We start from the raw sequence: 13,305 nt of genomic DNA on the forward strand, positions 1-13,305 counted from the left end.
AAAGCGCTCAGCTCGAACTCGCCGCCTTCGGCAGATAGTTGTTGCCGACGATCTCGCCGAACGGACCCGACAACGGACCACCCGCGGTCTTGCTTTGACGGCCCGGCAGCAGCGGGAACACCAGCTCGGCGAAGCGATACGACTCTTCGAGATGCGGATAGCCGGACAGGATGAACGTGTCGATGCCAAGCGCCGCGTACTCGTTCATCAGTGCCGCCACCTGTTCGGGATTACCGACCAGCGCCGTCCCCGCGCCACCGCGCACGAGACCCACGCCCGCCCAGAGATGCGGATACACCTCGAGGTCCGCGCGGCTGCCACGCTTGCCGCCGTGCAACGCGGCCATGCGGCGCTGCCCTTCGGAATCCATCTTCGAAAACGAAGCCTGCGCACGGGAAATGGTTTCGTCGTCGAGCTTGCTGATCAGCGTGTCCGCGGCGGCCCACGCCTCTTCTTCAGTCTCACGCACGATGACGTGCAGGCGAATGCCGAACTTGATCTTGCGGCCCCGCGCTTCAGCACGGGCGCGAATGTCGGCGATCTTCTTCGCGACGGCCGCGGGCGGCTCGCCCCACGTCAGATACGTGTCGATGTGATCGGCCGCGATGTCGTGCGCCGCCGCCGACGAACCGCCGAACCACAGCGGCGGATGCGGGTTCTGCACCGGCGGATACAGCGCCTTGCCGCCCTTCGAGGTCAGGTGCTTGCCATTGAAGTCGATCGCGTCGTTGGTATGCGCCGCGGTCAGCAGATTGCGCCAGATATGCAGGAATTCGTCAGTGATTTCATAGCGCGTGTCGTGATCGACAAACACGCCGTCGCCTTCCAGTTCAGCCGAATCGCCGCCGGTCACCACATTGATCAGCAGACGCCCGTTCGACAGCCGGTCGAAGGTCGCCGCCATACGCGCCGCCAGACCCGGTGACGAAATGCCCGGACGGATCGCCACCAGAAACTTCAGACGTTTGGTCGCGGCAATCAGGCTCGATGCAACGACCCATGCGTCTTCGCACGAACGGCCGGTCGGCAGCAGCACGCCCTCGTAGCCGAGCGTATCGGCGGCGACGGCGATCTGCTGGAAGTAGTCGTAATCGGCTGCGCGTGCGCCTTGGGACGTACCGAGATAGCGGCTGTCGCCGTGAGTCGGAATGAACCAGAACACATTCATTTGCTGCTCCTGCTTGTTCGAAACTGGATTAAATGGAGACGTGTGTAACGACGATGCGTCGAGCGAAAACGCAGACGCTGGTCGCGCACCGCTGGCCGCTCGCCACTGGCCGTGCGCCGCTGGCCGCGCGCATCCATCCGGCACGCGGCCGGAGATGCAAGCGCAAAAAAGGACGGAAATACTGCGATGAGGCGCGGACTAGTTCCGACAACGCGTCCGCAAACGCGCGTGCGCCATGGAGCGGTTGAAGATCGGCATCAGGCAGGACATCGCGACAGCTTCCCTCGACCAAACGTGCGCGTGACGCGCTCGATTAAATGGGCGACGGCGACAAACGCCGTCTGCATGGAGAAACAGTCTATGGATCGGGGCCCGGCTTTTGAACGATTTTTTTTAGCTTAGGTTTTCCACTTTCGTGATTAGCCCGACGCTAAAGCATACGGATGTTGCGCCTTACCTACGCTGGAACCGGGATACCGCTCTATATAATGGCGCCACGTTTCCAATAATCCGGTGTAGGCCGCGCGAACCGCGCCGCCTGAGCTCTCGCGGTGCAATGCATGCAAAAACTCATCCTGCCGTTCGTCGCCGGTTTTCTGGCTTCCCTGTTCTTTCATGAATCGACTCTGGCGCTGCTGCACGCAGCCGGTCTGATCGACCTGACCGGTTTTTCGACCGCGCCGTTTTTGCCGCTCGGCCTGCCGGAGTTCATTGCGAACGCAATCTGGAGCGCGTTCTGGGCGGTGCTGATGGCGTGGCTGTTGCGCGTTGCGCCGGGGCGGCGCGCGCCGTGGGTGCCGGCTTTCGTGTTCGGCGGCATTGCGTTGACGGCGGCAAGCGTGTTCGTGGTCGATCCGCTGCGCGGCATCTGGCCGAGCGGCAACATGCTGCCGCGCCTCGCGGTGGGTTTCGCGGCCAATGCGATGTGGGGCTGGGGCGCGCTGGTGTTCATGCGCGCATTCATGGCGAGTGAAGACGAGGACTGAGCTTCTTTACGACTGCTCGCAAGGCTATACCGATCGGGCTGCCCGGCGATCCGGCGATCCGGCAACCGGTATAGCTTCTGCTGCTGTTATCGCTGTTGCGCGAACTTGCTTAACCGCGCAGATCGCGCAGCGGATGTTCGTTTGCAGGCCACGGGCTTTCGAACATCTTCGCCACATCGGCGGCGCTCACGTCTTCAATGCGCGCAAAACGCCAGCGCGGCGCATTGTCCTTGTCGATGATGCGCGCACGAATCCCTTCGATCGTGTCGCCCTGCGCGAAGCACGTGCGCGTCAGATCGAGATCGCCGCGCAGCACGTCCTCCATCGAACCCTCGGCGCGCGTCACCACTTCCAGCGATATGGCCATCGACAACGGCGAACGTTCGCGCAACACCGCAATCGTCTGCTCGGCCCAATCGGCAGCCTCGCCGTCATGCTCCCGTTCCTGCTCCAGCGAAGCCAGGGTCTGCGCCACGTCGGGCAACGCGAAATGCCGGTCGATCAATGCACGTATGCCCGCGAGCGGCGAAGCATCGGGTTCCGGCACCACCTGATGGGCGGCTGTCTCGCGCTCGATACACGCCACCACGTCAGCCCCACGTTCGAACAGTTCAGTGCGCAGCGTGTCGACTAGCGCGGGCAAGGCCGCGTCGTCGATATAGGCGTCGGCGAGGCCTGCGTAGCGCGCATCCGCTGCGCCGATCGTCTCGCCGGTGACCGCCAGATAACGGCCGAGCGCGCCCGGCGTGCGCGCCAGAAACCAGCTCGCACCAACATCGGGAAAGAGTCCGATGCGGGTCTCGGGCATCGCCATTTTTGTCGAGTTCGTCACCACCCGCAGGCCGCCGGTACGATGCGCGCCCTGCGAAATCCCCATCCCTCCGCCCATCACGACGCCATTCATCAGGGCGATATACGGCTTCGGGTAGCTGAAGATCGCGTGATTGAGACGGTATTCCTCAGTGAAAAACGTATCGCGCGCCTCGTGCTCGCCGCGCAGCGCCGACTCGTACAGAAAGCGGATATCGCCGCCCGCGCAAAACGCGCGCGGATGCTGGCTGCGCACCACCACGGCAAGCACGTCGGGATCTTCGCGCCACTGATCCAGCGCCGCGTGCATCGCGCGAATCATGCCGGTCGACAGCGCGTTGAGCGCCTTCGGCCTTTCCAGTTCGATGAAACCGATGCGATTGGCTACGTAGGTCGCGACTTCGTCGCTGACGGCGGGTGAGGCGAAAATGGACATGGAGAGCTAAGCGCGATGGCGCGAAATGAATCGGAACTGAACGTTATCACGCACTCGTGGCTTTGGGCCTGGTGACGGGTTTGACGACGGGGTTAGTGTCCGCATCGGTGGGTTTAATGGCCGATAATCCCGGTGGTTTCGCGGACTTTTTCCCCGACGAAACGGATGGCTGAGACGCCTGAGTGGCCGGTTTGCCGCCAGACGCCACAGGCGAGTCACCCGACTCGACGTGCGCTTCAACCAAGGCTTCAGCGGACTTCTTTTTGCGCGAGCGGGAAGCGCTCTTGACGCCCGCCTGCTGCCCGGCGCCCTGCGTACCCAGCCAGGCATCAAGTGCGACACCTAGCACCGTATCCAGCGGCGCACTCGGGAACACGGGGCATGTGAGGTTGAGCGCGACAATGCCGTGCAGCGTCGCCCAGAACGCCTCCGCCCACACGATCAAGTCCGTCGATGCGCTCAGACGCCCCGCCGCTTTCAACTCTTCCAGCGCGGAGATCATGATGTGCAACGCGGCGTCGCCGGGGTCGTCGTCCGGTTTCGGGGGGGCGAGGCTCGCTTTTCCGGACGTGGCGGATCCCGCAACCGCTGTCCCAGCCGCCGTGACCTCAACCACTTCGCCGGACGCATCCGCATCAGCGACCGCAGCCACCGACGCGCCCGCGCCCGAAACGGCAGCCACACCGGCCAGCGCAGCGCCCGTGTAGCTCGGGTCTTCCATGAAGATCAGCCGGTAGGTTTCCGGATGCGCGACACCGAATGCCACGTAAGCACGCCCGAGGGCCTTCAGACGCTCAGCCGGGTCGGCGATCTGCGCCAGCGGCACGAACGTCTCCAGCAATTGCGCATAACCTTCAGCGCATAACGCCTGCACGATCTCATCGCGGCTCGCGAAATGAAGGTACAGCGTGGCGGGTGAATACTCGATGGCGTCGGCAATTTTGCGCATTGACAGTGCGGCAAAGCCTTCGCGCATCACGATACGCCGCGCGGCATCGAGGATGCGCTCGCGCAGCGCCTGTTTCTGACGGTTTTTTCGTTCGACGATTCCCATGACGAACATTTTCGGGTTGACAAACTGAAAAGTCAAATTAAACTGAACACTGTTTACTGAACGGTGTTCACTAACTTCTCATCAATCAGCTGGCCATCATCAGACGCGATATGGCGCCGCCTTCAGGAGTCGTCATGCAAGCCACAGGAAAAGTGGGTTTATTCGGTGCCGCGGGTGCGGCAGGTCAAATCATCGCGGCCGCGCTGAGCGTGGCAGGCCGGGACTACCGGGTGGTCGGCCGCTCGCGCGCGCCACTCGAGGCGGCCTTCGGTCACGACCCGCATGCGGAAATCGTCACGTGGAATCCTGACGACCCCGCGTCGATCAGCGCGGCGGCAGCGGATTTGCAGACCGTGATCTATCTGGTGGGTGTGCCTTACGATCAGTTCGCGGCGCATCCGCCGCTCATGGAAAAAACCCTCGCCGGCGTAACGGCGGCGGGCGTCGAGCGCTTCATTCTGATCGGTACCGTATATCCGTACGGCCGCGCGCGCGGCAATCCGATTAGCGAAAATCATCCGCGTGAACCCCATACGTTCAAAGGCAAGATGCGGCTCGCGCAGGAAAATCTGGTGCTGGCAGCACACGGGCGCGCAAGCGGGTCAACCAGCTTGTCGACGCTGGTGCTGCGCCTGCCGGATTTCTACGGGCCCGGCATCGAACGCAGCCTGCTGAACGGCGTGTTCGAGGGTGCGGCGCACGGCAAGCGTGCGCAGGTGCTCGGGCCGGTGGATGTGCCGCACGAATTCATCTACCTGCCGGATATCGGACCAGTGGTCGAGAAACTCACGCGTACACCCGAAGCTTACGGCCAGTGGTGGCATCTCGCCGGCACGGGCACGATCACGTCGCGCGAAGTGGTGAGACAGGCCTATGCGCTGGCGGGCCGCGAGCCGAAGCTGATGGTGGCGGGCAAGACCATGCTGCGCATGCTTGGTCTGTTCAATCCGTTGATGCGAGAACTGGTTGAAATGAATTACCTGATGACCGAGCCGGTTGTACTCGATGACTCCGCGTTGACGAAGCTGATCGGGCCCATCGCCAAAACGTCGTACGAAAACGGCATCCGGCATGCATTCGACGCCGCGCGCATGGCGGCATCGGCGAGTACTGACACGCATCGGGATGCAGCGAAAACAACCTGACTGAGGGCTGCTTTCGCAAGCGAGGATGTTTGAACCACGTTATCCGCGTATCGGCGAACAGGCCGGATCAGGCCGCGACGTTGCCTGGCGGGAAATGGCCGCTCTTGAGCAGCACGGGCGTGCCATTGCTGATCTGCAAATGTTCGCGCGCAACCGCTTCGATGCGCGGACGCCCCGCGTCGAACGCGCGCATCCAGCCTTCGAGATCCTCGGAGTACGCGCCGAAGTGATCCTCGAGCGCCTCGACCGAGATCGCGCAGGGCACCGGTTCGCCGTCCACGAGCGCGGGAAACACAACCGTCAGATTGGAGTCGCGGTAAGCAGGCTCATCCGCGGGAAACCGAATTTCCATGGTCGCCTCATCAGAAGGATCCGGCAGGACAGGGACACCGGTGAGAACCGGCCGCCCCCGGACATGCCCGATATGGTACTCGCGCGGCTGGACCTCGGTCCAGCCTCCTTCGCCCTCCTGCCCAATATCGCGCGCCGCCATCAGGCGCCTCCGAGCAGGCGGTCGATATAGTCGCGCGCAGCCTGTTCGACGAAGGCCAGCGCTTCCTCTTCACTGCCGAAACGCTGCTCGTCGCCGAGTTCAAGCAAGGTTTCCATCCGGTGCGGATCGTCCGGACCCCGTTCGGCAAGACTCACCGAGCCGACGTACGTACCGCTTGCGGTGCTGGCAGCCGGCGCCGATGCGCCAACTGCCGGCACGAGGCGCGCGGCGGCGCTGATGTAATAGCCGCGATAAGGGCCACTGACCCGCTCAGCCATGTTCTTTCTCCTCGTTTGCAATTTATGGGCGGCGCCACGTGGACGGTTCACACGTATGCGCTCGCGGCAGACCAGTAAGTAAGGCGCGCTTCGAGCCGATAAGTTCTGCATGCTGAATGGCACTTGTGCCGCGGGCTTCGGTCGAACCGGTTCACCGGCACGATCTGTGCTGACGCAATAACGCGGTTTCGAGGTCAGCGAGCACAATATGGGAAAATATTTTCTGCAGAACCATGAACTGCCTGAGCCCGATGCGGCAACCAAATGGTTTGCTTACGCCGAAAGCCACGGCATCGACATTCCGAAAGCCATCAACATCTGGGAAGACGCGGCTACCGAAAGCGGCGCAGAAAGCCGTCAACTGGTTAGCGCAGCGGGCATCACAATCGAAACGCCTTAGTCTTCCTGGCACACTGCCGGTTTGCGTGGCGAGTCTCGATACCTATTTGAAAGGAAACATCACGATGCATTTCATGACGCAACTGCGCCGCTCCGGCCGCTTTCGACCCAGCAGCGCCGCGCTTGCTCTAGTCCGCAGGGCGTCACTGTCTGCCGCCCTGCCCGTCGCCGTGCTGCTGGGCACGGGTCTCGCCGGTTGCGCGTCGTCGAACACCACGTCGCTGATCAATCTGCCGAACGGACAAACGGGCTTTGCGGTGAACTGCAGCGGCGCCGACGCTGCGTCCAGTTGGGCCTCCTGTTACGTGCAGGCCGGCAATGCATGTGGCGCGACCGGCTACGACATCGTGTCGAAAGACAACGACGAAGGCGGTGCCGCGGGCGGCAGCGTCACGAACGTCGTTTCGGCCAACGTGAAAAACCGTTCGATGATCGTGCGCTGCAAGTAACGCTCAGTGCGCCTGCATCTTCGAGAAGATGTTCAATACCGCGACGCCGGCCATGATCAGCCCGAGCCCGATAATGGCCGGCAGATCAGGCACTTGCCGGTACATCACGACCGCGACCAGCGTAATCAGCACGATGCCGGCGCCGGACCACACCGCGTAGACAATGCCGACCGGAATACTCTTCAGCGTGAGCGACAGGCAATAGAATGCGATGCCGTAGCCGATCACAACGACTGTTGAGGGCACGAGCCGTGAAAAACCTTCCGACGCCCGCATTGCAGAGGTCGCAATGACTTCGGCGACGATCGCAATGGCGAGCAATGCATAAGGGGGCATCCGCATCGCCTCAGACCTTTGCAAGCGCGAGCTTGCTGTAGTCGTGACCAAGGTGCGCGCACAGCGCTTCCACCACCAGTTCGTGATCCGCACGCTGCGGCAAACCGGACACCGTGATCGAGCCGATCACACCGGCGCCCGCTACGGTCAATGGGAAAGCGCCGCCATGCGACGCATACTCCGTGACCGGCAAGCCGTGCTTATCAGCGAGCGTGCTGCCCGCCTGTTGCATCTTCAAACCGATCGCGTACGAACTGCACCGAAAATGCGCGACCGTGTTGCCCTTGCGGCGCGCCCAGTCGACGTTGTCCGGCGTCGCTCCGTCGAGCAAGCTGAAAAATAGCGGCTGACCGAACGTGCGCACGTCGATTGCGGCGGCGATACCGCGTGCCTTGGCGATCTCGTGCAGATAGGCACCGACCTGCCATGCGCGGTCGGCGTCGAATTGCGGGAACACCAGCGCCTGTTCCTGAGCAACAATTACCTGTAGGTCGTGAGCGATATCCATGGAGTTCAGAGCAGAGTAGAAGTGAAGCGCAGGCCGTTGCACATGCATCGCGGCGCCGCGAAGAGAACCTGAATTCTAGCGCAGCGCTTTACGGGAGCCTGCCGGTATGCGACGCCGTCGACGCGCGCCGCGACTTTGGATGCCGCCACGCTTTGCGTCCCAGCGCCGCTCACTTCAGATTTGCGCGCATTGAAGCCGGTTCTTAAACAGCTATTGCATTGGCTGTCGCTTTGTCCTATAATCTTTTCTTCGACGGACGCGGGGTGGAGCAGTCTGGCAGCTCGTCGGGCTCATAACCCGAAGGTCGTAGGTTCAAATCCTACCCCCGCAACCAAGTAACTCACGCGGTTCGAAACGTCGAAACAACATCAAAGGCTTGCCCAACCGGCAGGCCTTTTTTGTTTTCTGCCTCGCTCTCTTCGTTGTGGTGCGTGTTCTGCGCTCTGCTCTTTCCCCGTAGTCATCAGATGCACCCCGAGGTCCTGGAGACGTCGGAGCCACGCTTGACGCGAAAGCTTTCGCTCCGGGACTTGATCGTATCAATAGCAATCCTAACTCCCTGCCAATGAATAGCGTGGAAAAACGCCGACGTTAGCCAATCGGCCTAAGTCACGATCGCCCGAACCGGGTCCGGCGCGCGACGCGCACGACTGCCTTCACGCCAACGCCGGCACGCCGCCTTTGCCGGACCTCAGAAAACTCCTGCCCAGTGATAAACTCCCATCACTCTTTCTCGCCCCCTTCCTATGAAATTCTGTTCTGTCTGCGGCCACGGCGTCAGCCTGAGCATTCCGCCGGGTGACAACCGCGAGCGCTTCGTATGCGGCAGTTGCGGCACGGTGCATTATCAGAATCCGCGCAACGTGGTCGGCACCGTCCCGGTCTGGGACGACAAAGTGCTGCTGTGCCGTCGCGCGATCGAACCGCGCTACGGCTACTGGACGCTGCCGGCAGGTTTCATGGAAATGGGTGAAACCACCGCCGAAGCCGCTTCGCGCGAAACGCTGGAAGAAGCCGGCGCGCGCGTCGAGGTGCAGAGCCTGTTCTCGCTGCTGAACGTGCCGCACGTGCATCAGGTGCACCTGTTCTACATGGCGCGCCTGCTCGACCTCGATATCGCAGCCGGGGAGGAAAGCCTCGAAGTGAAGCTCTTCGAGGAGCACGACATTCCGTGGGACGAGATCGCCTTCCCGACCGTCGGCCAGACCCTGCGTTTCTTTTTCGCCGACCGCGCCGCCGGCAGCTTCGGGCTGCACACGGGCGATATTTTCCGCTCGCTGCGCGAAGGTTGAGCGGCGCGCATGGTTCCCTGGCTCGGACCTGACGATCCGTTTCCCTCCGTCGAGCGCGCGCTCGGCGCGGCAAGCGGCGCACCCGGCCTGCTCGCCGCCAGCGGCGATCTGCTGCCGTCGCGGCTGATCGACGCCTATCGGCGCGGCATCTTCCCGTGGTATTCGGACGGCCAGCCGGTGTTGTGGTGGAGTCCCGATCCGCGCATGATCCTGCACCCCGCCGAGTTCAAACTGTCGCCGTCGCTGCGCAAGACGCTCAGGCGCGTGCTGCGCGAGGACGGGTGGGAAATCCGCGTCGACCATGATTTCGCCGCCGTGATGCGCGCCTGTGCGCAAGCACCGCGGCGCGGCCAGCGCGGCACGTGGATCACCGCCGATGTGGTCGAAGCGTATTCGTCGCTGCACCGGGTCGGCGATGCGCACAGCATCGAAACCTGGTTCGAGGGCAAGCGCGTAGGGGGTTTATACGGGGTGTCTTTCGGCCGGATGTTCTTCGGCGAATCGATGTTCGCCGAGGTCACCGACGCGTCGAAAATGGCGCTGGCCGCGCTTGTCGGACACTTGCGCCGTCACGAAATAGAAATGATAGACTGCCAGCAGAACACGTCGCATCTGGCGTCGCTGGGCGGCCGCGAGATCGCGCGCAAAGCGTTCATCGCGCATGTTCGCACCGCTGTCGAGGCACCGCCGATTCCCTGGCGTTTCGACAAGACCGTCTTGCGCGATGTCGTCGCGCCGGCGGCGTAGAAAGAATCAGGCCGAATCCGGATCCGTCGCCCACCGAGCCGCGGGTCACGAGCCGCAAGGCACGCCGGGTTTGCAATACCAGAGACGCTTCGAGAGCTGCCAACGTGACTCATCCCAACGAGCTGCCTCTTTCCCCGCTTTCCGCGCTGCAATTTTATGCAACGGCGCCCTATCCCTGCAGCTATCTGGACGGACGCATCGCACGTTCGCAGGTCGCCACACCCAGTCATCTGATCAACTCCGACGTCTATACCGATCTCGTCAAAGCCGGTTTCCGCCGTTCGGGTGTGTTCACCTACCGCCCGTATTGCGATGGCTGCCGCGCCTGCGTGCCGGTGCGCGTGCCGGTCGATCGTTTCGAGGCGAACCGCACACAGCGCCGGGTCTGGAAAAAGCACGGCGAGCTGATCGCCACAGTCGCCCCCCTGCATTACGACGAAGAGCACTACGCGCTCTATATGCGCTATCAATCGGCACGGCATGCCGGTGGCGGCATGGATCGCGACAGCCGCGACCAGTACGAGCAGTTCCTGCTGCAGAGCCGGATCAACTCGCGGCTGGTCGAATTCCGCGAGCCGCAGCCGGATCATCCGAACGCGCCGGGCATTCTGCGCATGATCAGCATGATCGACATCCTCGGTGACGGGCTCTCGTCGGTCTATACGTTCTTTGAGCCGGGTATGCCGCACACCAGCTTTGGCACCTACAACATCTACTGGCAGATCGAACAGGCGCGCAGCCTCAAGCTGCCCTACGTGTATCTCGGCTACTGGATCCGCGAGAGTCCGAAGATGGCGTACAAGGCGAATTTCCGGCCGCTCGAAGGTTTGATCGACGGTTCATGGAAGGTGCTCGATCCCGCCAGCATCGATCTCCCACCGGTCGATCTGGCGATTCAGGGCAAGCGCGGGCCGCTGCGGCCGTGATGTCCGCGGCCTTTACCGGCCACCAAGGCGGTAGGACGGTAGGACGGCATGGCTCAGGCGCTCAGGCGCTGACAGTGTTTGCAACTCCGCAGCCGCTTCGGTCGAAGTGCGATGCCCCCGGACACCTCTATGGGTTGCGCTGCCATTGCCGCGGCGACGCACGAGTCCACCTCACGCAGCCTTACGCAGCACTCCAGCACCGGCGCCTACGCTCCCTTTTCAGTAAGTCTCATTAATGTCTTAAAGCCGGTAAAATGGCGGGTTCCCATTTTCCGGCCGCCCGGCTTCGTCCTGTGTTCAGCTCCCTCTACCCGCTCGTACGCGCCCAACTCTTTCGCATGGACGCGGAAGACGCTCACCACCTGACTTTGCGCATTCTCGGCGCCGCCGGCCGCACCGGCCTTGCGGGCGCGCTCGCGCCACGCGTGCCGGATGCGCTACGCACCGTGATGGGGCTGACGTTCAAGAACCCGGTCGGGCTCGCTGCGGGTCTCGACAAGGACGGAGCGTGTATCGACGGTCTGGCGGCGCTCGGCTTCGGCTTCATCGAAGTGGGCACGGTCACGCCGCGCGCGCAGCCGGGCAACCCGCGCCCGCGCATGTTCCGCCTGCCGCAGGCGAATGCCGTGATCAACCGGATGGGCTTCAATAACGCGGGCGTCGACCAGTTCGTCAAGAACGTGCAGGCCGCGCGCTATCGCGGCATTCTCGGACTGAACATCGGCAAAAATGCCGACACGCCGATCGAGCGCGCCGCCGAAGACTATCTCTACTGCCTCGAACGCGTGTACCCGTTCGCGAGCTACGTGACGGTCAACATCTCGTCGCCGAATACGAAGAATCTGCGTCAGTTACAAGGCGCGGGCGAACTCGACGCACTGCTTGCCGCGCTGAAGGACAAGCAGCTGCGTCTCGCCGACATGCACGGCAAGCTGGTGCCGCTGGCACTAAAGATCGCGCCGGACCTCGACGACGAGCAGATCAAATCGATCGCCGATACGCTGTTGCGCCACCAGTTCGAAGGCGTGATCGCCACCAACACCACGCTCTCGCGCACGGCCGTCACCGGCATGCAATACGGTGACGAAGCCGGCGGCCTGTCGGGCAAGCCGGTGTTCGACGCGTCGAACGAAGTGATCCGCAAGCTGCGCGCCGAAGTCGGCGAAGCGGTGCCGATCATTGGCGTGGGCGGGATTTTCTCGGGCGAAGATGCGCGCGCGAAGCTCGCGGCGGGCGCTTCGCTGGTGCAGCTCTATACCGGCTTCATCTATCGCGGACCGGCGCTGGTGGCCGAATGCGCGCAGGCGCTGCGTTAAGGCCAACCATCCCCCAATCCGCATCAGTAATATAGACATAAACAAACGGTATTTAGGTTTCGATAGTCTGCTTTGTTATGCTTTCGTCTGTTGAAACGCCAGACGAACAAAAAGGAACACGATGAAATTTGGCTTGCTGAAAAAGATGCTCGTCGCCGGCCTGATCGGCGCATCGTTCACAGCTGTCACCGCCCACGCGGACGACGTGCTCGACCAGGTCAAACAGCGCGGCACGCTGCGCATCGGCCTGGAAGGCACCTTCCCGCCGTTCAATTCGAAAGCGCCCTCGGGTGAACTGGTCGGCTATGACGTCGACATCGCCAAAGCCGTTGCTGCCAGGCTCGGTGTAAAGCCGGAATTCGTCACGACCGAGTGGAGCGGCATCATCGCCGGTCTGCAAGCGGGCAAATTCGACGTGATCGTCAACCAGGTCGGCATCACGGACGCGCGCAAGCAGGTGCTCGACTTCTCGCCGGCGTACACGTACTCGGCCGCGCAACTGATCCAGCGTAAGGACGACACGCGCCAGTTCAAATCGCTCGACGATCTGAAGGGCAAGAAGCTCGGCGTCGGTCTCGGCACGAACTACATGGACATGGCGAAGTCGGTGCCGGGCATCGATGTGAAGACGTATCCGGGCGCGCCTGAATACCTGCGCGATCTGGCCTCCGGCCGTCTGGACGCGGCGCTGAACGACCGCCTGATGCTCGCGTATCTGATGAAGAACTCGCAACTGCCGCTGCGCACGGGTGCGATGGTCGGCGCGGGCAACCCGTCGGGCATTCCGTTCAAGAAGGGCAATCCGAAATTCGCCAAGGCGATCGACGACGCGATGACCCAGCTCGAAGCGGACGGCACGTTCTCGAAGATCTCGGACAAATGGTTCGGTATCGACGTCAGCAAGCCGATCAAATAACGCGCGCCGGATGAAACGAAGGGCGGCATCGTCGACGATGCCCCCC

At 62.6% G+C, this 13,305-nt stretch carries 16 protein-coding genes and 1 tRNA gene; 10 read left to right on the forward strand and 7 right to left on the reverse strand.

The genetic code is table 11. The annotated features are described in order from the left end of the window. Positions 1-7 precede the first annotated feature (7 nt). Positions 8-1,168: an FMNH2-dependent alkanesulfonate monooxygenase gene (gene ssuD / locus PQR40_RS37665; protein ID WP_408222685.1), complete on the reverse strand. Its 1,161-nt coding sequence runs from the start codon at positions 1,166-1,168 to the stop codon at positions 8-10. Positions 1,169-1,728: 560 nt separating this feature from the next. Between ssuD and PQR40_RS37670 the strand changes: the two genes are divergently transcribed. Beyond that, positions 1,729-2,154, forward strand: a complete 426-nt coding sequence (locus PQR40_RS37670) for a hypothetical protein (protein WP_408222683.1) — start codon at positions 1,729-1,731, stop codon at positions 2,152-2,154. Between the two features lie 109 nt (positions 2,155-2,263). Here the strand turns inward: PQR40_RS37670 and PQR40_RS37675 are convergent, their stop codons facing one another. Together PQR40_RS37675 and PQR40_RS37680 are read right to left on the reverse strand one after the other, a co-directional pair. Then, positions 2,264-3,400, reverse strand: a complete 1,137-nt coding sequence (locus tag PQR40_RS37675) for an enoyl-CoA hydratase/isomerase family protein (protein ID WP_408335703.1) — start codon at positions 3,398-3,400, stop codon at positions 2,264-2,266. Between the two features lie 46 nt (positions 3,401-3,446). Further along, entirely contained in the window at positions 3,447-4,454 is a 1,008-nt protein-coding gene (locus PQR40_RS37680; RefSeq protein ID WP_408511174.1) for a TetR/AcrR family transcriptional regulator, read from the reverse strand. A gap of 134 nt (positions 4,455-4,588) precedes the next feature. On the opposite strand from PQR40_RS37680, the gene PQR40_RS37685 reads away from it, so the two are divergent. Beyond that, on the forward strand, positions 4,589-5,599 hold the full coding sequence (locus tag PQR40_RS37685; protein ID WP_408511175.1) for an NAD-dependent epimerase/dehydratase family protein: 1,011 nt from the start codon (positions 4,589-4,591) through the stop codon (positions 5,597-5,599). A gap of 67 nt (positions 5,600-5,666) precedes the next feature. On the opposite strand, the gene PQR40_RS37690 is transcribed toward PQR40_RS37685, so the two are convergent. Both PQR40_RS37690 and PQR40_RS37695 read right to left on the reverse strand, forming a co-directional pair. Beyond that, the gene (locus PQR40_RS37690) at positions 5,667-5,951 is read right to left on the reverse strand and encodes a DUF1488 family protein (protein ID WP_408223251.1); all 285 of its coding nucleotides are present in this window, start codon (positions 5,949-5,951) and stop codon (positions 5,667-5,669) included. A gap of 140 nt (positions 5,952-6,091) precedes the next feature. After that, complete coding sequence (locus PQR40_RS37695) at positions 6,092-6,370, reverse strand: hypothetical protein (RefSeq protein ID WP_408222675.1); 279 nt, start codon at positions 6,368-6,370, stop codon at positions 6,092-6,094. Positions 6,371-6,578: 208 nt separating this feature from the next. On the opposite strand from PQR40_RS37695, the gene PQR40_RS37700 reads away from it, so the two are divergent. Both PQR40_RS37700 and PQR40_RS37705 read left to right on the forward strand, forming a co-directional pair. Then, positions 6,579-6,770 (forward strand): hypothetical protein, encoded by a 192-nt coding sequence (locus PQR40_RS37700; protein ID WP_408222673.1) that lies wholly within the window; start codon positions 6,579-6,581, stop codon positions 6,768-6,770. Between the two features lie 64 nt (positions 6,771-6,834). Beyond that, complete coding sequence (locus tag PQR40_RS37705) at positions 6,835-7,218, forward strand: hypothetical protein (RefSeq protein WP_408222671.1); 384 nt, start codon at positions 6,835-6,837, stop codon at positions 7,216-7,218. Positions 7,219-7,221: 3 nt separating this feature from the next. Here PQR40_RS37705 and PQR40_RS37710 read toward each other — a convergent pair whose 3' ends face one another. Then, positions 7,222-7,554, reverse strand: a complete 333-nt coding sequence (locus PQR40_RS37710; RefSeq protein WP_408335718.1) for a DMT family transporter — start codon at positions 7,552-7,554, stop codon at positions 7,222-7,224. A gap of 10 nt (positions 7,555-7,564) precedes the next feature. After that, entirely contained in the window at positions 7,565-8,062 is a 498-nt protein-coding gene (locus PQR40_RS37715) for a heme-degrading domain-containing protein (RefSeq protein WP_408511176.1), read from the reverse strand. A 257-nt stretch (positions 8,063-8,319) separates the two neighbouring features. Between PQR40_RS37715 and PQR40_RS37720 the strand changes: the two genes are divergently transcribed. From PQR40_RS37720 to PQR40_RS37745, 6 genes are all read left to right on the forward strand, one after another. Then, positions 8,320-8,396: transfer RNA gene (locus PQR40_RS37720), tRNA-Met, on the forward strand. A gap of 412 nt (positions 8,397-8,808) precedes the next feature. Then, positions 8,809-9,354, forward strand: coding sequence for an NUDIX hydrolase (locus PQR40_RS37725; RefSeq protein WP_097392281.1), 546 nt, complete (start codon positions 8,809-8,811; stop codon positions 9,352-9,354). A gap of 9 nt (positions 9,355-9,363) precedes the next feature. Continuing rightward, positions 9,364-10,101 (forward strand): leucyl/phenylalanyl-tRNA--protein transferase, encoded by a 738-nt coding sequence (aat, locus tag PQR40_RS37730; RefSeq protein ID WP_408511177.1) that lies wholly within the window; start codon positions 9,364-9,366, stop codon positions 10,099-10,101. A gap of 104 nt (positions 10,102-10,205) precedes the next feature. Further along, positions 10,206-11,027 carry an arginyltransferase gene (locus tag PQR40_RS37735; RefSeq protein ID WP_408335728.1) on the forward strand — a complete coding sequence of 274 codons (822 nt, stop codon included), beginning with the start codon at positions 10,206-10,208 and terminating at the stop codon, positions 11,025-11,027. Between the two features lie 338 nt (positions 11,028-11,365). Beyond that, positions 11,366-12,343 (forward strand): quinone-dependent dihydroorotate dehydrogenase, encoded by a 978-nt coding sequence (locus PQR40_RS37740; protein ID WP_408511178.1) that lies wholly within the window; start codon positions 11,366-11,368, stop codon positions 12,341-12,343. A gap of 121 nt (positions 12,344-12,464) precedes the next feature. Beyond that, the gene (locus PQR40_RS37745; protein ID WP_408335731.1) at positions 12,465-13,259 is read left to right on the forward strand and encodes a cystine ABC transporter substrate-binding protein; all 795 of its coding nucleotides are present in this window, start codon (positions 12,465-12,467) and stop codon (positions 13,257-13,259) included. Positions 13,260-13,305 lie beyond the last annotated feature (46 nt).

The organism is Paraburkholderia sediminicola, assembly GCF_046026855.1.
GTDB lineage: Bacteria > Pseudomonadota > Gammaproteobacteria > Burkholderiales > Burkholderiaceae > Paraburkholderia > Paraburkholderia sediminicola_A.

Bases quoted from the DNA above. Each gene is read 5' to 3' on its own strand.
- PQR40_RS37745 (WP_408335731.1), top strand. From the start codon at position 12,465: ATGAAATTTGGCTTGCTGAAAAAGATGCTCGTCGCCGGCCTGATCGGC.
- PQR40_RS37700 (WP_408222673.1), top strand. From the start codon at position 6,579: ATGGGAAAATATTTTCTGCAGAACCATGAACTGCCTGAGCCCGATGCG.
- PQR40_RS37725 (WP_097392281.1), top strand. From the start codon at position 8,809: ATGAAATTCTGTTCTGTCTGCGGCCACGGCGTCAGCCTGAGCATTCCG.
- aat (WP_408511177.1), top strand. From the start codon at position 9,364: ATGGTTCCCTGGCTCGGACCTGACGATCCGTTTCCCTCCGTCGAGCGC.
- PQR40_RS37740 (WP_408511178.1), top strand. From the start codon at position 11,366: ATGGACGCGGAAGACGCTCACCACCTGACTTTGCGCATTCTCGGCGCC.
- ssuD (WP_408222685.1), bottom strand. From the start codon at position 1,168: ATGAATGTGTTCTGGTTCATTCCGACTCACGGCGACAGCCGCTATCTC.
- PQR40_RS37680 (WP_408511174.1), bottom strand. From the start codon at position 4,454: ATGGGAATCGTCGAACGAAAAAACCGTCAGAAACAGGCGCTGCGCGAG.
- PQR40_RS37690 (WP_408223251.1), bottom strand. From the start codon at position 5,951: ATGGAAATTCGGTTTCCCGCGGATGAGCCTGCTTACCGCGACTCCAAT.
- PQR40_RS37705 (WP_408222671.1), top strand. From the start codon at position 6,835: ATGCATTTCATGACGCAACTGCGCCGCTCCGGCCGCTTTCGACCCAGC.
- PQR40_RS37670 (WP_408222683.1), top strand. From the start codon at position 1,729: ATGCAAAAACTCATCCTGCCGTTCGTCGCCGGTTTTCTGGCTTCCCTG.
- PQR40_RS37685 (WP_408511175.1), top strand. From the start codon at position 4,589: ATGCAAGCCACAGGAAAAGTGGGTTTATTCGGTGCCGCGGGTGCGGCA.
- PQR40_RS37675 (WP_408335703.1), bottom strand. From the start codon at position 3,400: ATGTCCATTTTCGCCTCACCCGCCGTCAGCGACGAAGTCGCGACCTAC.
- PQR40_RS37695 (WP_408222675.1), bottom strand. From the start codon at position 6,370: ATGGCTGAGCGGGTCAGTGGCCCTTATCGCGGCTATTACATCAGCGCC.
- PQR40_RS37715 (WP_408511176.1), bottom strand. From the start codon at position 8,062: ATGGATATCGCTCACGACCTACAGGTAATTGTTGCTCAGGAACAGGCG.
- PQR40_RS37710 (WP_408335718.1), bottom strand. From the start codon at position 7,554: ATGCCCCCTTATGCATTGCTCGCCATTGCGATCGTCGCCGAAGTCATT.